Source organism: Microterricola viridarii (genome assembly GCF_001542775.1).
Lineage (GTDB): Bacteria > Actinomycetota > Actinomycetes > Actinomycetales > Microbacteriaceae > Microterricola > Microterricola viridarii_A.
Window position 1 is genome coordinate 1,671,037 of sequence record NZ_CP014145.1, and the last position, 23,480, is coordinate 1,694,516.

Genomic DNA, 23,480 nt, shown 5'->3' on the forward strand with positions numbered 1-23,480 from the left:
TCAACACACGCCCGTTCCCGCCCATGGCTCCTTGGTTGCGAGAATCAACTCATCTGCAGTTGAGCCAGCAATGAACCCAACGACGAAGGCCAAATCAGCAGGTCTATTCGGCGCCGTTCGCGACAGGCCACCCGCATCGACGACATCGACGCCGGCATAATTCACACAAACGTAGGCCGAGACCACAGTGGATCCAGGTCCGGGATTCGGATTGTGGGCTTGCAACTCGAATCGGCTGAACGCCGTCTCTCCCACATACCGCAGGCCTTCTTCACGTGCTCGCTCGAATCCTTCCATTTCGTGTTCGAAGAAAGCCGGGGATACGAATGGGACTAGTCGCTCGGGCTTCACACCGCCACTTGCAAGAATCTCATCGCTAGCAGCGAGGTAAGCCGCATAAGCCGCCTCCGCTGCGGCGAGCGCCTCCTCGTCCGTGGCGAAGAGGGGTGCGGCGGCATCCGGGGTCTCAGTCGGGGACGGCACCGGCAGCGGCGCATTCACACAGCCGGTGAGAAGCCCCGCCAGAAGCGCTGCGGCGAGCGCGCACACCGCACTCGTTACCCCTGAGCGCGCCCGTCGTGGATGCATGCGATCACCGTAGGGCAAATCGACCTTGCACCGTCAAAGTTATCCACATGTGGTGCCCGGGTACACGAAAGGCGGGGCCCGGCTCAGCCGGACCCCGCCTCCCCCCTACAGAGCTACATGGGAGCTTCCTACCATTCAGCTACACGCTGGACGGCGCCTTGCCCCCTGAGACAATCACCTTGATGACGTCGGTCTTCGGGTGACCGAGGTAGCGATCCAGGCTGTCGTCGAGCTCCTGCAGCCACGGCGTGTGGTGCACAGCGCTCATGGTGCCGGTCATCACTGAGGGGTAGACGGCATCCCGGTAGGTCAGGATGTTCTCCTTCTTGTCCTTCTTCCATTCCAGGAAGATGCGCACGACCTCGTCCAGGTCGAACATGGGGTAGTCGCTCTGCTCGATCAAGTCGCGGATGTAGTCAGCCTGGAAGCGCACTTCGGCGTTGCTGTCCTCCAGCGCACGGAAGCGTGTCAACCACCGGTCGATGTCGGCGCGCTGTGCTGCGGCATCCGGCAGCTTCGCATCGCCGAGGATCACGTCGCGCACGTACCAGGCCTGAGCGTCGAACATGTTGAAGGTGAACCACTGGTCCTGGGCACCCAGGTAGAACAGCTTGTTGTTCGCCTCGCTGACGACTCCCCGGTACAGGGTGTCGGGATACAGGTTGTTCGGTGAGTCCAGCGAGAGGTCGCTGGGCAGGTACGGGTAGTGGTGCAGGTACCCGGTACACAGGATGACGGCATCGAAGCGCTTCGAGGTGCCGTCGACGAAGTGCGCGACCGAGCCGTCGAAACGTTCGATCAGGGGAACCTCGGTCATGTCCTCTGGCCAGTCGAAGCCCATCGGCTTGGTGCGGTAGCTCAGGGTCACCGAGCGGGCGCCCATCTTGTAGGCCTGGATGCCGATGTCCTCGGCGGAGTAGCTCGCGCCGATCAGGAGCACGTCCTTGTCGGCGAGGCTCTCTGCGCCACGGAAGTCGTGGGCGTGACGGAGCGTGCCGGGGAACGTCTCGATCCCGGTGAAATCGGGAACGTTGGGGAAGCTGAAGTGACCGGAGCCGACGATCACGTGGTCGAACTCGCTGCTCTCGGTGGTGCGGGCGACCAAATCCTCGACCGTGACGGTGAAGGTCTCTGTCTCTGCGTTGTACTGCACCCAGCGCACGGCGGTGGAGAACCGCACGTGCTTCTTCACATCGCTCTGCTCTGCCCGGCCGCTGATGTAATCCCAGAGCACGGCGCGCGGCGGGTAGGAGCTGATCGGGCGGCCGAAGTGCTCATCGAAGGTGTACTCGGCGAACTCGAGGGCCTCCTTGGGCCCGTTGGACCACAGGTTGCGGTACATGCTGGAGTGCACCGGCTCCCCGTGAGCGTCGATGCCCGTGCGCCAGTTGAAGTTCCACTGTCCGCCCCAGTCGCTCTGCTTCTCGAAGCAGACGATCTCGGGGATCTCCCGGCCCTGTTCCCGTGCCGAGTCAAAGGCCCTAAGCTGAGCCATACCGCTCGGCCCGGCTCCAATAATTGCGATGCGCTTCTGCAAACTGTTCCTCTCCGGCCTTGCGGCCTTCGCCTGTCCTTGTCAATCAGAATTGCCCACGGGCAGAAATTGGGCAGGCGCAACGGCCTACTCCCCGTGAAGTGTTGGTCACCAGAGGCCAGTCGCAGAATGTGTGCAACACGGATGCCGTGTGGGATGACCGCGAGGATACGCGGCCCAGCTACTCAAGGTTAACAGGGCCGGCTTTACGAGCCTGTGTGCGTACACAGGCGGAACAGATAGCCTCCCGGGCGGCTTGCATCCCCTACCGCGCCACTGGCACACTGGGGAAGTCTTGTTGCCAAGGAAAGGTAGGGACATGAGGACATTCGAGGGTTTCGCGCCGCACCCCGCGCGCTGACAATCGTCGATTCGCCGTCCTCGGCTCCGGTTTCAGCGCGTCCGCTGAACACTCTGGAGTCTGCATGCCTACCAATACCCCCTCATCCGTCACCGCGTCATCTGTCACGGCGTCAGCTGTAACCCTGAACAACGTCTCGTTCGCGTGGCCGGACGGCACCCCCGCGTTCTCTGCCCTGAGCGGCAGCTTCGGCAGCGGCCGCACCGGGCTGGTCGGCAGCAACGGCGCGGGCAAATCAACCCTGCTGAAGCTGATCGCCGGGCTGCTCACCCCGGCCACCGGGCACATCGGCGCGCCCGCTGACATCGGCTACCTGCCACAGGCCCTCACCCTCGACGCCTCGGTCACGGTGGCCGGTCTGCTCGGCATCGCCGACAAACTCGCCGCCCTGCACGCCATCGAGCACGGCGACGTCGCCGAAGAGCACTTCGAGGTGCTGGGCGACGACTGGGATCTGGAGACGCGCGCCGCCGAGGCGTTGCGGGCGATCGGGCTATCGGCCGCCGATCTGGAGCGCAGGGTCGCGCAGCTCTCTGGCGGCGAGGCGATGCTCGTCGCGATCACGGGCCTGCGGCTGCGCCGTACCGCCGTCACCCTGCTCGATGAGCCCAGCAACAACCTCGACCGCGCGGCGCGGGCCCGGCTGCTCACCCTTCTGCGCTCCTGGCCGGGAACGCTGCTCGTCGTCAGCCACGACACCGCGCTGCTGGAGTGCATGCAGCAGACGGCCGAACTGCACGCCGGAGAGCTCACCGTCTTCGGCGGGCCGTACAGCGCCTGGCGCGAGCACCAGGGCGTGCAGCAGGCCGCCGCCGCGCAGTCGGTGCGCACGGCCGAGCAACGGTTGAAGGCCGAGAAGCGCCAGCGGGTCGTGGCCGAGACGGCCCTAGCCCGCCGGGCGCGCACCGCGCAGAAGAACTACGACAACCGCACCGCGGCCAAGATCGTGATGCACCAGAAGGCGTCGAACGCCCAGGTCTCGGCCGGCAAGCTGCGCAGTGGCGGCGACGACCGGGTGCAGGAGGCCCAGGGGGCGCTGGATGCCGCCGCATCCCGGATGCGAGCAGAGGAGAGCATCCACCTCGAGCTGCCGGACCCGGGTGTTCCGGCTGGACGGGGCATCGCGGAGCTCTCCTCTGCCAGCGGCACCACCGTGTATCTGCGGGGCCCGGAACGCGTGGCGCTCGTCGGCGCAAATGGCGTCGGCAAGTCGATGCTGCTCGAGGCGCTGGTCAATGGGCACGCCTCGCTCGATCTCGCAGCGGCTGCCGACCGCGCCGGCGGGAGGCTGCTGACCGAACGGGTCGGCTACCTCAGCCAACGCCTCGACGGCCTCGACGATGACGCCAGTGCCATCGAGAATGTGCGCGCCGTGGCATCCGGCGCGTCAGAGAGTGTCATCCGCAACCGACTGGCCCGACTGCTGTTGCGGGGCGACAGCGTGCACCGGCCGGTGCGCACCCTCTCCGGCGGGGAACGCTTCCGGGTGGCGCTGGCCCGGCTACTCTTCGCCGAGCCGCCCGCGCAGCTGCTGGTGCTGGACGAGCCGACGAACAACCTCGATCTGCAGACCGTCGACCAGCTCGTTGGTGCGTTGCGGAGCTATCGCGGCGCGCTGCTGGTCGTCAGCCACGACGACGCCTTCCTCGGCCGGCTGGCGCTGGACCGCGTGCTGGAGCTCAGCTCAGACGGCTCGGTGCGTGAGATCGCGGACGGCGTCGCCGGTCTAGTCGGCTGAACCGCGCGGCGCTCGCGGCACCTTCGGGCGCACCAGGGCGTGGCTGTCGTTGACCAGCTGCTCCACCAGCTGGTTCTCGAGCGTGCCGTCCAGCACGATCGTGATCCAATGCTTCTTGTTCAGGTGGTAGCCGGGCGTGATGTGCTGCGGGTACTCCTCGCGGAGTGCCCGGCCCTCCTCCGGGTCGACCTTGACCGAGACGGTGAGCGGCGCGGCATCCAGAACGCTCAGGGCGAAGATCTTGTCGTTGCCGCTCGTCTTGAACACGGTCGTCTGCTCGCCGAAGGGGTAGGTTTCGATCGCCTGAGGCAGGCTGAGGCAGAATGCGGCGAGCTCGTGCGGGGTCATAAGCACAAGCTTAGGCAGCGTTCACGGGCCGCGACACGCGCTCGACGCGCGCCCGGCTCCTGCGCATTTGCCCCGATAGTGTGGTTTCAGGCATGATTCTGTCAATGGGCGCGCTGTGAGCGACTACCGTTGAGGTTATGACGTCTTCTGACACCACTATGCCCGGCGAGGCTGAGACCGCCCCCGCCACCCTTACTTTTTCCGAGCTTGGGCTCGATGACTCCGTACTCAAGGCCCTGAAGGACGTCGGCTACGAGACCCCGTCCGCCATCCAGGCCGCGACCATCCCGCCGCTGCTCGAGGGCCGCGACGTGCTCGGCACCGCCCAGACCGGCACCGGCAAGACCGCTGCGTTTGCGCTGCCCATCCTTTCGCAGCTCGACATCTCGCAGAAGACCCCCCAGGCCCTCGTGCTCGCGCCGACCCGCGAGCTCGCCCTGCAGGTCTGTGAGGCGTTCGAGAAGTACGCCGCACACCTCAAGGGCGTGCACGTTCTCCCGATCTACGGCGGCCAGGGCTACGGCGTCCAGCTCTCCGCACTGCGTCGCGGCGTGCACATCGTCGTCGGCACGCCCGGTCGCATCATGGACCACCTCGCCAAAGGCACCCTCGACCTCTCCGAGCTGAAGTTCCTCGTGCTCGACGAGGCCGATGAGATGCTCAAGATGGGCTTCGCCGAGGATGTCGAGACGATTCTCGCCGACACCCCCGACGAGAAGCAGGTCGCCCTGTTCTCGGCCACCATGCCGGCCGGCATCCGCCGCATCTCTGGCCAGTACCTCAAGGACCCCGAGGTCATCACGGTCAAGACCAAGACCACGACCTCTGCGAACATCACGCAGCGCTACCTGATGGTCGCGTACCCGCAGAAGGTCGACGCGCTCACCCGCATCCTCGAGGTCGAGAACTTCGAGGGCATGATCGTCTTCACCCGCACCAAGAACGAGACCGAGACGCTCGCCGAGAAGCTGCGCGCCCGTGGCTACTCTGCTGCCGCGATCAACGGCGACGTTGCGCAGGTGCAGCGCGAGCGCACCGTCAACCAGCTCAAGTCAGGCAAGCTCGACATCCTGGTGGCGACGGATGTCGCAGCGCGCGGTCTCGACGTGGAGCGCATCAGCCACGTCGTCAACTACGACCTGCCGATCGACACCGAGTCCTACGTGCACCGCATCGGCCGCACCGGCCGCGCCGGCCGCAGCGGCGACGCGATCAGCTTCGTCACCCCGCGCGAGCGCCGCATGCTCACCTCGATCGAGAAGGCCACCCGCCAGGAGATCACCCAGATGCAGCTGCCGAGCGTCGCCGACGTCAACGTGACGCGTCTGGCCCGCTTCGACAGCGCCATCACCGAGGCGCTCAGCCAGGGTGACCGCATCGCCGAGTTCCGCGACATCGTCAACCACTACATCAAGCACCACGATGTGCCGGAGGCCGACGTGGCTGCAGCCCTCGCCCTCGTCGCTCAGGGCGACACCCCGCTGCTGCTCTCGCCGGAGGAGGCGCGCAGCCAGCGTTTTGACCGCGAGGACCGCTTCGACCGTGGATCCCGCGACGAGCGCAGCCGCGACGACCGTTACTCGCGTGACGACCGTGGCGGAAGCCGCGACCGCGGTGACCGCCCCGAGCGCCCGGAGCGCCGCCCGCGCAGCAACGAGGGCCTCGCGACCTACCGCATCGCCGTCGGCAAGCGCCACAAGGTGGAGCCGCGCCAGATCGTCGGCGCCCTCGCCAACGAGGGTGGCCTGAGCCGCGACGACTTCGGTGCGATCCAGATCCGCCCCGACTTCTCGCTCGTCGACCTTCCCGCCGACCTCAGCAAGGACACCCTCGCGCGCCTCGAGAACACCCGCATCAGCGGCAAGCTGATCGAGATCCGCCCCGACAACGGTGCGCCAGCGCGCCGCGACGACCGCGGCTCCTACGGTGACCGCGACCGCGGTTCCTACGGGGATCGCGGCGACCGCGGCGGCTACGGAGACCGCAAGCCGCGCGAGCGCTACTAGCCACATCTGAAGTGGGGCACCCGTTTTCTCGGGTGCCCCACTTTTTTGTGCCGGCAGGTCGGCGAGGCGCGGCGCGTCATAGCGAACTCCCAGCCCACTCAGAGGCGGGGCATGGCGCGACTGCGCAGGCTCGGAGTATTCTCCGACCACTGAACCCGCGAGGTGACCATGCACCGCATCCCCGAACCAGACTCCACACCAGACGGCCCCGCATTCGAAGGCCGGCTGCTCGAACGGGCGCACGAGGAGGTGGTCGACCAGGGCGTCGCCTTCGACATCGGCACCCTCATGACCAGGCGCGGCGTGCTGACCGTGTTCGGCGCCGGCCTCGGCGCGGTGCTGCTCGCGGCATGCACCCCGGGCGGCTCCGGTAACGGATCGTCCAGCGGAGCGACGACTGGGGGCTCGAGCGGCACCGCGAGCGGGGAGATCCCCGACGAGACGGCGGGCCCGTATCCCGGCGATGGCTCGAATGGCCCCGACGCGCTTGAGCAGTCCGGCATCATCCGCAGCGACATCCGCACGAGCATCGACGGCGGGGCCACGGCCACCGGCGTGCCGATGGCACTGACCCTGACAATCATCGACATGGCGGGCAACAACGTGCCGTTCGCGAATGTGGCCGTCTACGTCTGGCACTGCGACAGCGCCGGCGGCTACTCGATGTACTCGTCGGGCTTGGAGGACGTGACCTACCTGCGCGGTGTGCAGGTGGCGGATGCCGAGGGCACGGTCTCCTACACGTCAATCTTCCCTGCGTGCTACTCCGGCCGGTGGCCGCACGTGCACTTCGAGGTGTACCCGAACGTTGACGCCATCACCGACTCGACCGCGGCCATCTCCACCTCCCAGCTGGCCCTGCCAGAGGATGTCTGCAAGACGGTCTACGCACTCCCCGGCTACGAGGGCTCGGCCCAGAATCTCGCGCAGGTCAGCCTCGCCACCGATGGCGTCTTCGGAGACGACGGGGGCGCGCTGCAGCTGGCGACCGTGACGGGCGATGCGACATCCGGCTACCAGGTGTCACTCACCGTGCCGGTGGACACGCGCACGACGCCGACATCGGGCGGGATGCCCGGCGGCGGGGGCGGCGGAGGTGGCACCCCGCCGAGTGGCGGACCCGGCGGCGGCCCCGGCGGAACGCCGCCCGCGCGCTGACGCCGTCGCGCCCCGACTGTACGCGCTTCATGCAGCGTCATGCGTCGGGGCGCGGTCGGCCGCCTCAGTACGCTTGCAGCATGAGAATCCCCCTCCTTTCCGCGGCCGTTATCGGCGCCCTGCTGCTGAGCGGTTGCGCCGCCGGAGCAGATGCCGCTCCTGAGCCGAGCACCCCCGCAGCAAGCAGCGCCGCCGGGTCCGATTCGGGCACAGACGCCAGCTGTTCCGGCGTCGAGGTCGTCGTCGACTTCGGCATCCTCGACTCCCCGTCCGTCACCGAGTGCATCGACGCGAGCGCCCCGATCGCCTCCGCCGATGCGATCGCAGCGGCCGGCGTGGCGACAGAGGGCAACGCCGACTACGGCGACGCCGTCGTCTGCCGGGTCGATGGTCGCCCTGCCGCCGACGAGACCGTCACCGTGCCGGGCGAAGCGCCGTTCACCGAGCCGTGCAGCGCCATGTCGCCGGCCTACGCCTTCTGGGCGCTCTGGGTGAAGCCAGCCCCTGAGGCCGACTGGGAGTTCGCCATGGAGGGCCTCGCCACGCTGAAGTCCGAGCCCGGCCAGAGCGTCGGACTCGTCTACACCACCGGCTCCGGCACCGAGCCGCAGCCCCCCGCGGCGGACTAGGTGCGCTTCCACGCGGGCGCGCTGCGCACGGCGGCACTCGTTGCCGCCGTGTTCGTCGCGACCCGCGTGGTCTACCGCGTCATCTTCGGCGGGGCGGGCGGCGGCGGCATCCTGCTGCTCGACCTGCCCCGCATCCCCCTCGCCGGGCCGTTCGCCCACGTCGCGCTGTTCGGCCCGATCACGACGGGCGGGCTCGCCAACGCCGCCGTCAGTGCGCTGCCGTTCGCGGCCGTCATCCTCGCGTTCGGGGTCGTCAACGCCGTCGTCGACGTGCGCCGGCTGTTCGTTCACGGCTCGACCCGCGGCCCACTCCGGGCCATCAGCCGCTCCCTCGTCATCGCCTGGTCGACCGCGCCGGCGCTCGCGCAGTCCGTGCGCCGCGCCCGCCGGGCGGCGGCGCTCCGCGGCGAGCGAGGCGGCGCCGCGCTGCTCGTGCCGGTGTTCGAGCAGACCGTCGAGCGAGCGCTCGCCCTCGCCGCGTCGATGGAGGTGCGCGGCTTCGCGGCGCGGCATCCGCGGCCCGCCGACACGGCCGCAGGCGCCGCCCCTCAGCCGGATGCCGGCACCGCGGTTGTCGCCGAGTTGACGGATGCCGCGCTCGGGCACGACGGCGGCTGGACGCTTTCGGGAATGAGCTTCACTATTACCGCCGGTACCTTTACAGTGCTCGTCGGCCCGACCGGCGCGGGAAAGTCCAGCCTGCTGCGCGGCCTGGACGGGCTGTTCCAGCACTTCGACGGCGGGCAGCAGCGCGGGCGCATCGAGATCGCCGGCATCGACCGGGCGAAGACGCCCCCGCGCGAGACCGCCGCGCTCGTCGGCTCGGTCGCGCAGAATGTGCGCCTCGGCTTCGCCGCCGCGACGGTGCGCGAGGAGATCGGTTTCGCGCTGGCCGTGCAGGGCGCCAGCCCCGCGGAGGTGCAGCGCGGCGTGCACGACGCTGCCGCACTGCTGGCGATCGAGCACCTGCTGGGCCGCGACATCGCCGCGCTCTCCACCGGCGAGGCGACCCTCGTCGCCATCGCCGCCGCCACGGTCGCCGGGCCCCAACTGTTGCTCGTCGACGAGCCGCTCGCCGAGCTCGACACTGCCGCCCGGGCGACAGTGAGCGCCGCGCTCACGCGTTTGGCCAGGCAAAACGGTGTCGCCGTGATCGTCGCCGAGCACCAGAGCGAGCTGTGGCGGCCGGTTGCCGACCAGTGGCTGCAGATCGACGGCGGGCGGGTGCAGGTGACGGGGGCGCCCGCTCCCGCTGATCGGGTGGCGGCACCCGCTGCGCTCGACCAGACCGATGAGCCGTCGCATCCGCTTGCCCAGGTGCGCGGTCTCAGCGTCGCCCACGACGGCGCCACCGTTGTCGATGCGGTGAGCTTCGATCTCGCCGCAGGCGAGTTGGTCGCGCTCGGTGGCCCGAACGGCGCGGGCAAGTCGAGCCTGCTGCTCGCCCTGGCGTTGGCGGATGCCGCCAACACGGTGTTCGTCGCCGGTGACGACGTCTCGACGCTCGCCCCGCGACAGCGCAGACGGCGCCTCGCCCTCGTGCCGGAGCGCGTGGATGAGCTGTTCTTCCACACCACCGTGGCGGCCGAGTGCCGCCGTGCGGACCGCGCCGACTCCCCCGCCGTGCCGACCGACGTGACCCTGGCCCGGCTGCTCGGGCAGGCCGCCGGGGCGCCGGGCCACACGGACCTGCTGCTCCGGCATCCGCGTGACCTCTCGGCCGGGCAACAGCTCTGCCTGGCCCTGGCGATCCAGCTGGCGGGCAACCCCGCCGTCCTGCTCGTCGACGAACCGTCGCGCGGCCTCGATGCCGAGACGCGGCGGATGGTCGGCGAGGCGCTGCGCCACGCGGCACGGTCGGGGGGCCCGGCGGGCGCGCGGGCCGTCTTGTTCGCGACACATGACAACGGGTTCGCCGGCGACTACGCGTTGCGCCAGCTGAGCATCGCGAGGGGCCGCCTGCAGGCCGCGGATTCGGCGGTGCTGCGATGAACCGCTCCGTCTGGACCGCGCTCGCCCTCACCACCGGCAGCGTGCTGGCGTTCGCGGGCTTTGCCTGGCCGCTGCTGGCCAGCGCCGTTCCGGCCGACGCCCAACGGGCGGCGCCGTTCGTGGCGGTCGCGTTGGTGCCCGCGGCGATCGCGGCCGTCGCGCTGGCTCTGGACCGTGAGATGCACTCGGCGAAGGCCGTCGCCCTGCTCGGCGTGCTCGCCGCGATCGGTGCGGGCATCCGCATCGCCGGCGCCGGGGTCGGCGGCCTTGAGGCGGTGTTCATCGTGCTGATCTTGGCTGGACGCGCCTACGGAGCCCGCTTCGGCTTCTTGCTCGGGCTGCTCACCATCGCTGTGTCGTCGCTGCTCTGGGGCGGCTTCGGGCCGTGGACGCCGTTCCAGATGTTCGCCTGCGCCTGGGTGGCCGCCGGAGCAGGGCTGCTGCCGCGCATCCGCCCGCGCGTGCGCACTGACGGGGCCGCGGATGCGACATCCGCCCGCAGCGCGCTGGCCGCCGTGAAGCGGGCCGGACGCCTCGAGATCGTCATGCTCGCCGGCTACGGCATCGTCGCCTCCTACCTGTTCGGCCTCATTATGAACCTCTGGTTCTGGCCGTTCGCGGTCGGCGCGGGCACCGACATCTCCTATGAGGCGGGCGCGCCGCTCGGCACGAACCTGGCCTCGTTCGCGTTGTACTCACTGCTGAGCTCGACGCTCACCTGGGACACTGTGCGGGCCGTCACCACCGTGGTGGGGTTGGCCGCGCTCGGCCCGGCGCTGCTGGCCGCCCTCCGCCGCGCGAAGCTGCCCGCCGCGCGCTGAGCCGAGCCTCGACCATACCCGTTGGTCGAGTAGCGAGGTCTCGATACGGCGCTGGCGCGCCTACTCGACCAACGGGGATGGCCATGCAGGCGCTGTTGGCTTCAGTCGCTGGCGCTCCGCCTCCCCCCACGTCGGCTCGAGGAAGCGAGGAACGAGCGACCGAAGCCCCGGAGTGCGCGGGAGACTGCAGCACCCGCTGGTCGAGTAGCGAGGAACGAGCGTATCGAGACCAGATTGCGAGGTCTCGATACGGCGCTGGCGCGCCTACTCGACCAACGGGAAGGGCACGGCAGGGCGCACGGAGTCGGCTTCGGTCGCTGGCGCTCCCTCAAGCCAACGGGAGAAACCACGCCGGCTCGAGGGAGCGAGGAACGAGCGACCGAAGCCCCGGAGTGCGCGGGAGACTGCAGCACCCGCTGGTCGAGTAGCGAGGAACGAGCGTATCGAGACCAGGGCGCGAGGTCTCGATACGGCGCTGGCGCGCCTACTCGACCAACGGGAAGGCGCGGCAGGGCGCACGGTGTTGGCTTCGGTCGCTGGCGCTCCCTCGAGCCAACGGGAGATCCCACGTCGGCTCGAGGAAGCGAGGAACGAGCGACCGAAGCCCCGGAGTGCGCGGGAGACTGCAGCACCCGCTGGTCGAGTAGCGAGGAACGAGCGTATCGAGACCAGGTTGCGAGGTCTCGATACGGCGCTGGCGCGCCTACTCGACCAACGGGAAGGGCACGGCAGGGCGCACGGTGTTGGCTTCGGTCGCTGGCGCTCCGCCTCCCCCCACGTCGGCTGGAGGGAGCGAGGAACGAGCGACCGAAGCCCCGGAGCGCGCGGGAGACTGCAGCACCCGTTGGTCGAGTAGCGAGGAACGAGCGTATCGAGACCCGGGCGCGAGGTCTCGATACGGCGCTGGCGCGCCTACTCGACCAACGGGAAGGGCACGGCAGGGCGCACGGCGTTGGCTTCGGTCGCTAGCGCTCCGCCTCCCGCACGTCGGCTGGAGGGGGCCGCGCCGCGACGAAGGAGCAGCGCAGCCCCCGAAGCCCCGGAGGTAACGGGAACTGGCTGGCCCCAGATGTTGGCTTCGGTCGCTGGCGCTCCCTCGAGCCAACGAGGCGGCGGCGCTACACCGAGAAGTACTTGGCCTCCGGGTGGTGGAAGACGAAGGCGTCGGTTGACTGCTCCGGGTGCAGCTGCAGCTCCTCCGAGAGCACGACGCCCATCCGCTCCGGCTTCAGCAGCTCGACGACCTTGCGGCGGTCCTCCATGTCGGGGCAAGCCGGGTAGCCGAGAGAGAAGCGGGCACCGCGGTACTCCAGCTTGAACAGCCCGGCGACATCCGTCGGCTCCTCGCTTGCCAGCCCCAGCTCGGCGCGCACGCGCGAGTGCCAGTACTCGGCGAGGGCCTCGGTCAGCTGCATGGCGAGGCCGTTCAGCTCCAAGTAGTCGCGGTACTTGTTCGCGGCGAACAGCTTCGAGGTCGTCTCGCTGACCCGCTGGCCGGCGGTCACAAGTTGCACGGCGACGACGTCGACCTGCCCGGTGTCCTGTCCGCGCACGAAGTCGGAGAGGCACAGGTGCCGGTCCCGGCGCTGCCGCGGGAAGGTGAAGCGCAGCCGCTCTGTGCCGACCGCTCCCCCGGAGCCGCCGTCCGGTGCGAGCAGTCCGGCAGTGCCGAGCAGTCCGGCGTCGTCGTCCCCGTGGTGAAGCACGACCATGTCGTTGCCGTCGGCGACCACCGGGAAGTAGCCGTAGGCGACGGAGGCGTCGAGCATGCCCTCGGCGAGAATGCGGTCGAGCCAGTAGCGCAGCCGCGGCCGCCCCTCGGTGTCGACGAGCTCCTGGTAGCTGGCACCGTCGTCGCCGCGGCCCGGCTTCAGCCCCCACTGGCCGAGGAACGTCGCCCGCTCGTCGAGGAACGCCGAGTACTCGGCCAGTGCGATGCCCTTGACGATGCGGGTGCCCCAGAACGGCGGCACCGGCACCGCGTTGTCCACTGCGACATCCGACCGGGCCGGCAGGTCCTCCGGCTCCGTCACGATCAGCTGGCTCTGCCGGTGGATGCGCTTCTTCAGCGCGGGCAGGCCGACGCTGTCCGGATCGGCGCCGCGGGCGATGGCCACGAGCGGCTCCATCAGTGCGAGCCCCTCGAAGGCGTCGCGGGCGTAACGCACCGTGCCGTCGAAGAGCGCGTCGAGGTCGTCCTCGACGTAGCTGCGGGTGAGGGCGGCACCGCCGAGGATGATCGGCCAGCGCTTCGCGAAACCGCGGCTCTGCAGCTCGAGCAGGTTCTCCTTCATCACGACGGTGGACTTCACGAGCAGTCCGCTCATGCCGATGACGTCGGCGTTGTGCTCCTCGGCGGCGGCGATGAACTCGTTGATGGTCTGCTTGATGCCGATGTTGACGACCGTGTAGCCGTTGTTCGAGAGGATGATGTCGACCAGGTTCTTGCCGATGTCATGCACGTCGCCGCGCACGGTGCCGATCACCATGGTGCCCTTGCCTGCGGCATCCGTCTTCTCCATGTGCGGCTCGAGCAGGGCGACCGCGTTCTTCATCACCTCGGCAGACTGCAGCACGAACGGCAGCTGCATCTCGCCGGCGCCGAAGCGCTCCCCGACGACCTTCATGCCCTCCAGCAGGTGCAGGTTGATGATGTCGATGGCGCTCGCCCCGCCGGCACGGGCCAAGTCGAGGTCGGCCTCCAGCCCCTTGCCCTCGCCGTCGATGATGCGGCGTTCCAGCCGCTCGCCCACCGGCAGTGCGGCCAGCTCGGCGGCCCGCTGGTCTTTGAGCGCGGCGGCATCCACCCCGGCGAACAGGTCGAGCATGGTCGAGAGCGGGTCGTAGACGAGGGTGCCGTCGGCGTCGTACTCGCGGCGGTCCCAGACGAGGTCGAGGGCGACCTTGCGGCGGTCTTCCGGCACGGATGCCAGTGGCACGATCTTCGCGGCGTCGACGATGGCGCTGGTGAGGCCCGCCTCGACGGCCTCGTGCAGGAACACCGAGTTCAGCACCGAGCGGGCGGCGGGGTTCAACCCGAAGGAGACGTTGGAGACGCCGAGGGTGGTGTTGATTCCCGGGTATTTGGCGGTGATCTGGCGGATCGCCTCGATCGTCTCGATGGCGTCGCGCCGGGTCTCCTCCTGACCCGTGGCGATGGGGAAGGTGAGGGCGTCGACGATGATGTCTTCGACCCGCATGCCCCACTCGTCGACGAGGGTGTCGACCAGCCGGGAGGCGATGGCGACCTTCGTCTCGGTGGTGCGGGCCTGGCCCTGCTCGTCGATCGTCAGGGCGATGACGGCGGCGCCGTGCTCCTTGACGAGCGGCATGATGCGGGCGAAGCGGCTGGTGCCACCCTCGCCGTCTTCGAAGTTGACCGAGTTGACGACGGGGCGCCCGCCGATCAGCTCGAGGCCGGCCTGCAGCACGGCCGGCTCGGTGGAGTCGATCTCGAGCGGCAGCGTGGAGGCGCTGGCCAGCCGGGAGACGATGGAGCGCATGTCCTCCACGCCGTCGCGGCCGACGTAGTCGGTACAGACATCGAGCATGTTGGCACCGTCGCGCACCTGGTTGCGGGCGATATCGACGCAGTCATCCCAGCGGCCGTCGAGCATCGCCTCACGGAAAGCACGGGAGCCGTTCGCGTTGGTGCGCTCTCCGATAGAGAGGTACGAGTTCTCCTGCTCGAAGCTGACGTGCTGGTACAGGCTGGCGACGCCCGGGTCGCTCTCCAGCGCACGCACCGCAGGGGCAGCGCCCTGCAGCCGCTCGACAACGGCCCGCATGTGCGCGGGAGTGGTGCCGCAGCATCCGCCGATCAGGCCCAGGCCGAACTCCTTGACGAACTGCTCGTGCGCGGTCGCCAGCTCAAGCGGCGTGAGCGGGTAGCTGGCCCCGTTCGCGCCGAGCACCGGCAGGCCGGCGTTCGGCATGCACATCACGGGAACGGTGGCGAATTTGGAGAGGTGGCGCAGGTGCTCGCTCATCTCGGCGGGGCCGGTGGCGCAGTTGAGTCCGATCGCGTCAATGCCGAGCGGTTCGAGCGCGGTTAGCGCCGCACCGATCTCACTGCCCATCAGCATGGTGCCCGTTGTCTCGACGGTCACCTCGACGAAGATGGGCAGGCGGATGCCGCTGGCGGCAATGGCCGCCCGGCATCCGTTGACCGCCGACTTGGTCTGCAGCAGGTCCTGCGAGGTCTCGATCAGGAAGGCGTCCGCCCCGCCGCGGATCAGGCCAAGCGCCTGCTCGGCGAACGTCGCCTTGAGGTGCGCATACGTCGTGTGACCGAGGCTCGGCAGCTTGGTGCCGGGGCCCATCGAGCCGAGCACCCAACGCAGTCGGCCGTCGCGGGCCTGCCAGACCTCTGCCCGCTGCCGCGCGATCGCGGCGCCGGCGTGCGCGAGCTCCTCGATGCGGTCGTCGATGTTGTAGTCGGAGAGGTTCGACCAGTTCGCGCCGAAGGTGTTGGTCTCGACGGCGTCGATGCCGGTCTCGAAGTAGGCGTCGTGGATGGCGCCGATCATGTCGGGGCGGCTGATGTTGAGGATCTCGTTGCAGCCCTCGAGCTGCTGGTAGTCCTCGAGCGTCGGCTCGTGCTCCTGCAGCATGGTGCCCATCGCGCCGTCGGCGATGACGACGCGGGAGGCGAGCGCGTCGAGCAGGGCCTGGGCGCGCGCCGGGCGGACCGCCGCCGAAATGTCGGTGCTCCCCAGATCAGCGCTCGCGAAATCGGTGCTCGCGGGGGTCTCGGTGGGCAGCGTTGCGTCAGTCACCCGCCCAGCGTAGCGAGCCACGGCCGCGCCGGAGCACGCGTGACGTTGTGTGCCGCCCCCTTGCCCCGCGGCCCCGCGCGGTGTAGCAAGGGGCATGGACTTCTACGGATTCATCGAGGCCGTCGGCATCGCCATCGACTTCGTCGGTGTCGCGGTCATCGTGATCGGGGCGATCATCGCCACGGTGATCGCTCTCCGCACGCTGCTGCGCCGCGAAGGCGCCGTCTACCTTCCGTTCCGCCGTTCCCTCGGCCGCTCGATCTTGCTCGGGCTCGAGCTGCTCGTCGCGGCCGACATCATCAAGACGGTGGCGCTGACCCCCACGCTGGAGAGCGTGGCCGTGTTGGGCGGCATCGTGCTGATCCGCACGTTCCTGAGTTTCTCACTCGAGCTCGAGGTCAGTGGGCGCTGGCCGTGGCAGAGCAAGGCTGCGGATGCCGAGACGCCGGGTCTCACGCCGCCTCCTGCCTCGCCGCCCGCATCGCCTCCGCGCGCGGCATCCGCCGACTGACCACGCCCTGCTACCCCCGAGCGGGGGGTGTCCCCCTTAATGTCGACTATCGGCGTTCTCAGCTCCTTCATAGGCTTCGGAACCAGGAACGGGCCTGATCGAAGCTGCAGAGTGTGATTCACCCTGATGCGCGATCGAGCCCTCATGAATTGAGGAGAACGATGTCCAACCTCCGTACAACCACCAGCCGCCGTTTGCGGAAGCGAGCGCTCACCGCCGGACTCGCGATCTCGGTGGCGCTCGGCGCCGCGGTGCTCGTGCCCGGCGTCGCCTCGGCCGCACCCTACCCCGCAGCGAAGACGCCCGCGGTGGAGGCGAGTCCCGGCCCGCTCATGAACTACGCCGTCAACGTGCGCATTGTGAACCGCGGCCAGACGCTCAAGGTCGAGCGTGCGGTCGCCGCGGCCGGCGGCACCGTCATCGAGTCGTACGCCGAGATCGGCGTCGTGATCGCGCAGTCGGACAACGCCGCGTTCGCCGCATCCGTTGCGCGTGAGAAAGCCGTTCTCTCCGTCGGCGCGACGCGCACCGCCCCCGTTGCGGCCACCGACCCGACCTTCGGGGTGAGCGATCCGCTGGCACCCGGCGAGTCCGGCCACGGCCGTGCCGCGAAGCAGACCAAGGACATCGGCGTCGAGGCCGAGGTCAACGTCGTCCCCGACCCGTCGGAGAGCCGTCAGTGGGACATGGCGGCGATCGGCGCGGTCGCCGCACACGAGATCACCGACGGCAGCCGCGACGTGCTCGTCGCCGTGATTGACTCCGGCATCCAGGGCGACCACCCCGACCTGGCGGCGAACATCGACGCGAGCCTCTCGGCGAGCTGCCTGAGCGGTGTGGCCGACAGCAGCTACGAGTCGTGGCAGCCGACGACCAGCTCGCACGGCACGCACGTCGCGGGCACGATCGCCGCGGCCCGCAACGGCATCGGCATCGTCGGTGTCGCGCCGAACGTGCGCGTGTCTGCGGTGAAGGTCGTCAATGACGACGGATTCATCTACCCGGAGGCAGCGATCTGCGGATTCATGCACGCAACCAAGACTGGCGCAGACATCACGAACAACAGCTACTACATCGACCCGTGGGAGTTCTGGTGTGACAACAACGCCGACCAGAGTGCCGTGAAGGTCGCGGTGAACCGCGCCGTGCAGTACTCGCAGGGCAAGGGCGTGCTGAACGTCGCCGCAGCCGGCAACTCGGCGCTGGACCTCGCCAACAAGACCGTCGACTCGGGCAGCCCGAATGACACGGTGCCGATCACCCGTCCGGTGAACACCGGATGCCACGACATCCCCGCCGAACTCGACGGCGTCGTGACTGTCTCCTCCACCACGTCGACGGGCGCCAAGTCGAGCTTCTCGAACTACGGCCTGAACGTCGTCGACATCGCGGCCCCCGGCTCGTCGATCCTGTCGACCGTTGCGGGCGGCGGCTACGGCACCTCGTCCGGAACCTCGATGGCCTCGCCGCACGTCGCCGGCGTCGCCGCCCTGTTGAAGTCGGTGCACCCGGAGTACTCCGGACTCGGCCTCGGCGATGTGCTCTACGCACAGGCCACCGACGTCGCCTGCCCGACCGGATCGGCGCAGTGCACCGGCCCGGCGGCGAAGAACGGGTTCTTCGGCGAGGGGCTGGTCAACGCACTCGCTGCGGTGAAGTGAACTAGTCAGCTCTGATCAGAACTGAGGAGCACTCTGGGGCGTGTCGGCGATGGCCGGCACGCCCCAGCTGCGTCTCGGGGCCCGCACGGCGTCAACGCGCGGCATCCGTCGACTGAACCAGCGCCTCCCCTCGACCTGCACTCCCGGGATCAGTCCCCACTCGGCCCAGCCGCCGTCATACACACGCACGCCCTCCTCGCCCAGCAGCGAGGTGAGAATGAACCAGGCCATGCAGGCCCGCGCTCCGATCGTGCAGTACGTGACCGCCACTCGGCTGGGCCCCCCGCCACGCGGGAGTGCCGACTCGAACAGCGCCCGGAGCTCCCCGCTCGGTCGGAATCGCCCCTCCTCGTCGAGATGCCCGGCCAGCGGCAGGTTCACGGCCGACGGAATGTGGCCAGCCCGCCCGCCGGGCTCGAAGCCACCTGATGGCCAGAACCGCTCACCGTCGAACTCGAGGCGGGTGCGCATGTCGAGGATCGTCGCATCCGGGTCATCGATCATCTGCGCCACCTCGTCGGCGTCAACCCGGAGCCGAGCATCAGGCGCGGGAACCGGGTAGCCGGCCGGCGCGGGCTCCTCGTCTTCTGGCACTGCCTCAGCGCCCCACGGCCGCCCCTCGGCGACCCACGTTCCACGAGAGCAGTCCAAGATTCGTGCGTCCCGGTGCCCGTAGAGCTTGAGCAGCCAGAAGCCGATCGCCGGTGCATAGCCGTAGAACACGACGGTCGACTCGGCCGCGATCCCCGACCGGGCCAGCAGCGCCTCCACGGCGGCCGCGTCGCGCAGCCGGTACTCGCCGTCTTTCAGGTCGATGTACACGTCCCAGAGCACCGCGCCGGCAATGTGTCCCTCGGCGAAGGCGCGTCCGTTCACGTCGACCTCGACCACGCGGACCAGCGGATCCGCAAGATGCCGCTCCAGCCAGTCCGGCCGGGCGAGCACCTCGGCCCGGCGCCGGGCGTCTCGCCCAGCCTCGGTCTCGATGCCTCCCCGTCTGGTGTCGCTCAGTGTTGCATTCATCACACGCCTCCGCTCCGGCGGTCGGCTGTTCGCGCGGTCGGCCGCTCACTCAATCTGGATCCAGGCGAGCAGGTCTTCCTGCGTCACCTTCTCCAGCAGGGCAGGATGATCGGTCGCCATGTGGCCGCGGATGTTTCGGATGACGTCGCCCTCGCTCTCACCTCGAGCGACGTAGCCGCATTCGCATCTGATGATTCGTGACATCGTGCCTTCTCTCATAGCTGTAGTCGCACACTATTGCGAGAATGTTGGTGTGACATTGGCGTCGGCGACACCGACGAGAATTCAGCTCTGTGGTGCGACGCTCGTCGAGCTCGACGGCCGGCGCATCGACGGCGGTCTGCCCGGCCGGCAGGGGCGCGTGCTGTTTGCCTTCCTGGTGCTCAACCGGCATCGGTTCGCCAGCCGGGCTGAGCTGGCCGCGGCGGTCTGGCCGGAGGATGCCGCGGCGCCTGCGGCATCCGGCCTCAACCCGTTGCTCTCCAAACTGCGCAAGATCCTCGGCGACAACCGTCTGGAGGGACATTCCGCGCTCCGGCTGAGACTGGATGCGGGGGCCCGCGTCGACGTCGAGGACGCGGTTCGCACGGTGCACCGCGCCGAGTCCCAGATCGCGCTCGGCCAGTGGCACGGCGCCTGGGGGCCATCCGTTGCGGCGCTCATCATCACCGAACGGGAGTTCTTGCCCGGTGAGGAGGCCGAGTGGATCGACGAGTACCGGGCGGGCATGGTCGAGCTGCACCTCCGCGCGCTGGAGGCGTACGCGGCCGCGACCCTGGGCATCGGCGGAACCGAGCTGCCGGCCGCGGTGCGCTCTGGCCGCCGGCTGGTGCACCTGGCACCGCTGCGGGAAAGCGGGTACCAGCTGCTCATGCGCGCGCTCGACCGGCAGGGCAACTCGGCCGAGGCGCTCGGCGTCTATGCCGAGCTGCACTCGCTGCTGCGCGACGAGCTCGGAGTGTCTCCGAGCGCGGCGAGCCAGGCGGTTTACACGGCACTGAATCGGGGGTGAGGGGCACGGCTCGCGGCGGCCGGCCCCCGCTGGCAGACTGGGCACGTGAACGTCATCACCCCCGTGCTCGGAGACATCACCACGCAGCAGGTCGATGCGATCGTCAACGCCGCGAACAACGCCATGCGCGGCGGGGGCGGGGTCGACGGAGCCATCCATCGCGCAGGCGGCCCGGCGATCCTGCGTGACTGCATCGCACGCTTCCCCAACGGCCTGGCGACGGGCGACGCCGGCTGGACGACGGCCGGTGAGTTGCCCGCCCGCTGGGTGATCCACACCGTCGGCCCAAACTACGCGGCCGGGCAGCGCGATCGTGCGCTGCTGCTGAGCTGCTATCGGCGCGCGCTGGAGATCGCCGGTGAGCTCGGCGCGCGCAGCATCGCGTTCCCGCTGATCAGCGCGGGCGTCTACGGCTGGCCGCTCGACGACGCGATCGCCGCGGCGGTGGAGGCCATCACCGGTGCGACGACGCAGCTCGACGACGTGCGCCTCGTGGCGTTCTCCCGCAACAGCTATGACGCCGTGCTGCAACAGCTGGCCGCGTAGACGATCACACACCGGGCCCCCAGCGCGCTCTCACGTTATCCCCAGCGCGTCGGCACACGCTCACAGTACGAGCAGCTCTGCACTGCGGAAGGAGCCATCATGTCCGAGCGACGCCAGGACTGGACCCAAACCATCATCGACGAGTTCCGTGCGAACAACGGCACAGTCTCCACCGCTGGCTTCGGGCGGCGGTTGGTGCTGATGCACCAGCGCGGCGCTCACAGCGGCATCGAGCGGGTGACGCCGGTGACCGGCATCCACCGTGACGACAACACCTGGCTGGTCGCGGCGTCCCGCAGCGGCTCCCCGCAGAATCCCGGCTGGTACTACAACCTGCTCGCACACCCCGATCTGACGATTGAGACGCCGGATGACGGCACCGTGCAGGTGCACGCGCGCGAGCTGCCCCGGGCCGAGCGGGACGCCGCCTGGCCACTGTTCGTCGCCGCCAATCCGGCATTCGCAGGGTACGAGCAGCTCACGACCCGGGTGATCCCGGTGCTGGCGTTGGAGCGCCACACTGTCACGGGCTGAGCCCCGAACGATCCTCCCCGGGGCGTCTCAGGTGGCTCTGTCGTAGCATGGGGAGGTGCGTCGTTCGCGGAACGACGCGTATTAGAGGTGTATCTACCATTCGCTCCCCGGCGAAAACGGCGGCACGAACCGTCGCGGCACAGCCGCCGGGAAGAGGGCAATCGTGGCAGCATCCGACAACCAACTCGAGGCGGAACCGGCGGTCGAGGCGGTTTCGCAGACAGAAACCGCGCAGCCGGATACCGCACGGTCCGGCGCGCAGCCGACCCGGTTGATCCAGGCCGCGGGCCTGTCGTACTTCCCCATCGCCTTCATTGCGCGCATGCCATTCGCGATGATGGTGGTCGGTGTGATGACCCTCGTCGTGGCCGCGCGCGGCTCGATCGCGCTCGGCGGCCTCACCTCCGCCGCCGTCGGGCTCGGTACGGCGCTGCTCGGCCCGGTGCTCGGCATGGCCGTTGACCGCTTCGGGCAGCGCAGCGTCGTACTCGTTGCCGCGATCGGCAACAGCCTCGCACTGCTCGCCTTCGCGTGGGCAGCGTTCGCGCCGGTGCCAGACATCGCGCTGCTCGGCGTCGCGTTCCTGATCGGCGCGACCGCACCGCAGGTGTCGCCGCTGTCACGCAGCCGCATGGTCGGCATCATCCAGACGCGGCTTCCCCTCAGAGTCCGGGCGAAGACGCTGAATGGCACCATGGCCTACGAGTCGGCGGCCGATGAGATCGTCTTCGTGTTCGGACCGGTCATCGTGGGCCTGCTCGCGACGACTTTGAACCCGGCGGCACCGATCATCGGCGCTGCGCTCCTGACGCTCGTGTTCACGACCGCCTTCGCCTTCCACAAGAGCTCGCGCGCCGTCGACGGCCACGCCGGTGCTGTGGTCGACCGGGCTCCCCTGCGCGAGCTGCTGCGCGCCCCGATGCTGGTTGTCGTGCTGGGCGTGCTCGGCATGGGACTCTTCTTCGGCGCGATGCTCACCGCGCTCATCGCGTTCATGGGCGAGGTCGCACAGGCCGAAGAGGCCGGCGTGCTCTACGGCGTGATGGGCATCGGCTCGGCGATCCTCGCGCTCAGCGTGGCCGCATTCTCGACCCGCTTCTCGCTGCGTGCCCGCTGGCTCGTGTTCTCGAGCGCGCTCGTGGCAGGGGCGATCGTCGCGACCTTCGCGACCACCATCCCGATCATGATCCTGGCACTCGCCCTCGCCGGCATCGGCGTCGGCCCCACCCTGGTGACGGCATACGCGCTCGTCGCCGCACGCACGCCGCGCGGCCGCTCCGCGACGGCCATGACGATCGCCGGCTCGGCCATCACCGTGGGCCAGGCCTCCGCGTCGGCGATCGTGGGGCTCATCGCCGAGGGCTCCGGCGCGCAGCTTGCGCTGCTCACGCCGCTCTGCGCCGCCGTGGTCGTGTTCGGTGCAGGTGTGGCGAACTGGGTGATCAGCTCGCGCCAGCCGACCCGCTGAGTGCGGCGGCGCGCGGCCCGTCCGTGCGCCCTCTCGGCCCCGGTCCACCAGGCCTGCCTGAATCGACTCGCCACAAAACGTGCCGACCCGCGGGGTGTGGCACGTTTTGTGGCGAATGGATGGCGCAGGCGCCGGTGTCGGGCGGTGGTGGCTTAGGCGGCGGCTGCGGCCAGCGCCAGGCCGTCCATGCGGAAACGGGTCCACTCGTCGAGGCCGACCGCGCCGAGTGAGCGGTAGAAGCCGATGGCCGGCTCGTTCCAGTCGAGCACGTCCCACTCCAGACGGGCGTAGCCGCGCTCGGTGCAGAGACCGGCGAGGTGCAAGAGCAGCGCCTTGCCGTAACCGCTGCCACGGTACTGGGGGCTGACGTAGAGGTCTTCCAGGTGGATGCCGTGCACGCCCTCCCAGGTGGAGAACGTCAGGTACCAGATGGCCATGCCGGCCAGCTCGCCCGGCTGCTCACCGTCGATCACGTTGGCGAAGACCATCGGGGTCTCGCCGAACAGCGCCGTGCGCAGTGACTCCTCGGTGGTGACGACGGCATCCGGCTCCTTCTCGTACACCGCCAACTCGACGATCAAACGCAGGATCTCGGTGATGTCGGACTCGGTGGCTGGACGCAAAACACTCATGCTTTCAGCGTAGCGGCGCCGCCCTGAACGGAACTCCGCCCCGGGGGCCCAGGTCGAAGGAGCGCAGAGCGAAGAGGCGCGACACCCTCGGTAGGTCACGAAAGTACATCGGATGTACGATTCATGTAGCAAAGTTTCTT

At 69.2% G+C, this 23,480-nt stretch carries 19 protein-coding genes; 12 read left to right on the plus strand and 7 right to left on the minus strand.

Annotation, left to right across the window (positions count from 1 at the left end; all coding sequences use genetic code 11):
- Together AWU67_RS17170 and AWU67_RS07760 are read right to left on the minus strand one after the other, a co-directional pair.
- Window positions 1–549 carry a hypothetical protein gene (locus AWU67_RS17170; protein ID WP_129586662.1) on the minus strand — a complete coding sequence of 183 codons (549 nt, stop codon included), beginning with the start codon at window positions 547–549 and terminating at the stop codon, window positions 1–3.
- 178 nt (window positions 550–727) lie between these two features.
- On the minus strand, window positions 728–2,083 hold the full coding sequence (locus tag AWU67_RS07760) for an NAD(P)-binding domain-containing protein (RefSeq protein WP_067227576.1): 1,356 nt from the start codon (window positions 2,081–2,083) through the stop codon (window positions 728–730).
- Between the two features lie 464 nt (window positions 2,084–2,547).
- On the opposite strand from AWU67_RS07760, the gene AWU67_RS07765 reads away from it, so the two are divergent.
- Window positions 2,548–4,221 carry an ABC-F family ATP-binding cassette domain-containing protein gene (locus tag AWU67_RS07765; protein ID WP_067227579.1) on the plus strand — a complete coding sequence of 558 codons (1,674 nt, stop codon included), beginning with the start codon at window positions 2,548–2,550 and terminating at the stop codon, window positions 4,219–4,221.
- On the opposite strand, the gene AWU67_RS07770 is transcribed toward AWU67_RS07765, so the two are convergent.
- Window positions 4,210–4,569, minus strand: coding sequence for an MmcQ/YjbR family DNA-binding protein (locus AWU67_RS07770; protein ID WP_067227581.1), 360 nt, complete (start codon window positions 4,567–4,569; stop codon window positions 4,210–4,212). The two genes, AWU67_RS07765 and AWU67_RS07770, sit on opposite strands and share 12 nt — an antisense overlap.
- A 137-nt stretch (window positions 4,570–4,706) precedes the next feature.
- Between AWU67_RS07770 and AWU67_RS07775 the strand changes: the two genes are divergently transcribed.
- From AWU67_RS07775 to AWU67_RS07795, 5 genes are all read left to right on the plus strand, one after another.
- Window positions 4,707–6,575 carry a DEAD/DEAH box helicase gene (locus AWU67_RS07775; RefSeq protein ID WP_067227583.1) on the plus strand — a complete coding sequence of 623 codons (1,869 nt, stop codon included), beginning with the start codon at window positions 4,707–4,709 and terminating at the stop codon, window positions 6,573–6,575.
- A 168-nt stretch (window positions 6,576–6,743) separates the two neighbouring features.
- On the plus strand, window positions 6,744–7,733 hold the full coding sequence (locus AWU67_RS07780) for an intradiol ring-cleavage dioxygenase (protein ID WP_067232346.1): 990 nt from the start codon (window positions 6,744–6,746) through the stop codon (window positions 7,731–7,733).
- Window positions 7,734–7,813: 80 nt separating this feature from the next.
- Entirely contained in the window at window positions 7,814–8,362 is a 549-nt protein-coding gene (locus AWU67_RS07785; RefSeq protein ID WP_067227585.1) for a hypothetical protein, read from the plus strand.
- The gene (locus AWU67_RS07790) at window positions 8,363–10,354 is read left to right on the plus strand and encodes an ATP-binding cassette domain-containing protein (RefSeq protein WP_067227587.1); all 1,992 of its coding nucleotides are present in this window, start codon (window positions 8,363–8,365) and stop codon (window positions 10,352–10,354) included.
- Entirely contained in the window at window positions 10,351–11,175 is an 825-nt protein-coding gene (locus tag AWU67_RS07795) for an ECF transporter S component (RefSeq protein WP_067227590.1), read from the plus strand. The genes AWU67_RS07790 and AWU67_RS07795 overlap by 4 nt, the downstream gene beginning before the upstream one ends.
- Window positions 11,176–12,293: 1,118 nt before the next feature.
- Here the strand turns inward: AWU67_RS07795 and metH are convergent.
- On the minus strand, window positions 12,294–15,893 hold the full coding sequence (gene metH, locus AWU67_RS07800) for a methionine synthase (protein ID WP_067232349.1): 3,600 nt from the start codon (window positions 15,891–15,893) through the stop codon (window positions 12,294–12,296).
- A 154-nt stretch (window positions 15,894–16,047) separates the two neighbouring features.
- Here metH and AWU67_RS07805 point away from each other — a divergent pair, with 154 nt between their 5' ends.
- Window positions 16,048–16,464: a DUF1622 domain-containing protein gene (locus AWU67_RS07805; protein ID WP_082716842.1), complete on the plus strand. Its 417-nt coding sequence runs from the start codon at window positions 16,048–16,050 to the stop codon at window positions 16,462–16,464.
- 161 nt (window positions 16,465–16,625) lie between these two features.
- The gene (locus AWU67_RS07810; protein WP_067227592.1) at window positions 16,626–18,125 is read left to right on the plus strand and encodes a S8 family serine peptidase; all 1,500 of its coding nucleotides are present in this window, start codon (window positions 16,626–16,628) and stop codon (window positions 18,123–18,125) included.
- A gap of 15 nt (window positions 18,126–18,140) precedes the next feature.
- Here the strand turns inward: AWU67_RS07810 and AWU67_RS07815 are convergent, their stop codons facing one another.
- Both AWU67_RS07815 and AWU67_RS16935 read right to left on the minus strand, forming a co-directional pair.
- Entirely contained in the window at window positions 18,141–19,148 is a 1,008-nt protein-coding gene (locus AWU67_RS07815; protein WP_067227594.1) for a sulfurtransferase, read from the minus strand.
- Between the two features lie 45 nt (window positions 19,149–19,193).
- Entirely contained in the window at window positions 19,194–19,352 is a 159-nt protein-coding gene (locus AWU67_RS16935) for a DUF1059 domain-containing protein (RefSeq protein WP_160329733.1), read from the minus strand.
- A gap of 49 nt (window positions 19,353–19,401) precedes the next feature.
- Here AWU67_RS16935 and AWU67_RS07820 point away from each other — a divergent pair, with 49 nt between their 5' ends.
- The 4 genes from AWU67_RS07820 to AWU67_RS07835 all read left to right on the plus strand — a co-directional run bounded on the left by AWU67_RS07820 (window position 19,402) and on the right by AWU67_RS07835 (window position 22,708).
- A complete protein-coding gene (locus AWU67_RS07820; RefSeq protein ID WP_067227596.1) occupies window positions 19,402–20,160 on the plus strand; it encodes an AfsR/SARP family transcriptional regulator in 759 nt (252 codons plus the stop codon).
- A 45-nt stretch (window positions 20,161–20,205) separates the two neighbouring features.
- Entirely contained in the window at window positions 20,206–20,706 is a 501-nt protein-coding gene (locus AWU67_RS07825) for an O-acetyl-ADP-ribose deacetylase (RefSeq protein WP_067227598.1), read from the plus strand.
- Window positions 20,707–20,805: 99 nt separating this feature from the next.
- Complete coding sequence (locus AWU67_RS07830; RefSeq protein WP_067227601.1) at window positions 20,806–21,240, plus strand: nitroreductase/quinone reductase family protein; 435 nt, start codon at window positions 20,806–20,808, stop codon at window positions 21,238–21,240.
- A gap of 163 nt (window positions 21,241–21,403) precedes the next feature.
- On the plus strand, window positions 21,404–22,708 hold the full coding sequence (locus AWU67_RS07835) for an MFS transporter (protein ID WP_082716844.1): 1,305 nt from the start codon (window positions 21,404–21,406) through the stop codon (window positions 22,706–22,708).
- Window positions 22,709–22,860: 152 nt separating this feature from the next.
- Here AWU67_RS07835 and AWU67_RS07840 read toward each other — a convergent pair whose 3' ends face one another.
- Entirely contained in the window at window positions 22,861–23,340 is a 480-nt protein-coding gene (locus AWU67_RS07840) for a GNAT family N-acetyltransferase (RefSeq protein WP_067227603.1), read from the minus strand.
- Window positions 23,341–23,480: the final 140 nt, after the last annotated feature.

Coding starts and splice junctions, on each gene's coding strand:
- AWU67_RS07760 (WP_067227576.1), bottom strand. CDS start 2,083: ATGGCTCAGCTTAGGGCCTTTGACTCGGCACGGGAACAGGGCCGGGAG.
- AWU67_RS07765 (WP_067227579.1), top strand. CDS start 2,548: ATGCCTACCAATACCCCCTCATCCGTCACCGCGTCATCTGTCACGGCG.
- AWU67_RS07770 (WP_067227581.1), bottom strand. CDS start 4,569: ATGACCCCGCACGAGCTCGCCGCATTCTGCCTCAGCCTGCCTCAGGCG.
- AWU67_RS07775 (WP_067227583.1), top strand. CDS start 4,707: ATGACGTCTTCTGACACCACTATGCCCGGCGAGGCTGAGACCGCCCCC.
- AWU67_RS07780 (WP_067232346.1), top strand. CDS start 6,744: ATGCACCGCATCCCCGAACCAGACTCCACACCAGACGGCCCCGCATTC.
- AWU67_RS07785 (WP_067227585.1), top strand. CDS start 7,814: ATGAGAATCCCCCTCCTTTCCGCGGCCGTTATCGGCGCCCTGCTGCTG.
- AWU67_RS07795 (WP_067227590.1), top strand. CDS start 10,351: ATGAACCGCTCCGTCTGGACCGCGCTCGCCCTCACCACCGGCAGCGTG.
- AWU67_RS07805 (WP_082716842.1), top strand. CDS start 16,048: ATGGACTTCTACGGATTCATCGAGGCCGTCGGCATCGCCATCGACTTC.
- AWU67_RS07810 (WP_067227592.1), top strand. CDS start 16,626: ATGTCCAACCTCCGTACAACCACCAGCCGCCGTTTGCGGAAGCGAGCG.
- AWU67_RS07815 (WP_067227594.1), bottom strand. CDS start 19,148: ATGAATGCAACACTGAGCGACACCAGACGGGGAGGCATCGAGACCGAG.
- AWU67_RS16935 (WP_160329733.1), bottom strand. CDS start 19,352: ATGTCACGAATCATCAGATGCGAATGCGGCTACGTCGCTCGAGGTGAG.
- AWU67_RS07830 (WP_067227601.1), top strand. CDS start 20,806: ATGTCCGAGCGACGCCAGGACTGGACCCAAACCATCATCGACGAGTTC.
- AWU67_RS07840 (WP_067227603.1), bottom strand. CDS start 23,340: ATGAGTGTTTTGCGTCCAGCCACCGAGTCCGACATCACCGAGATCCTG.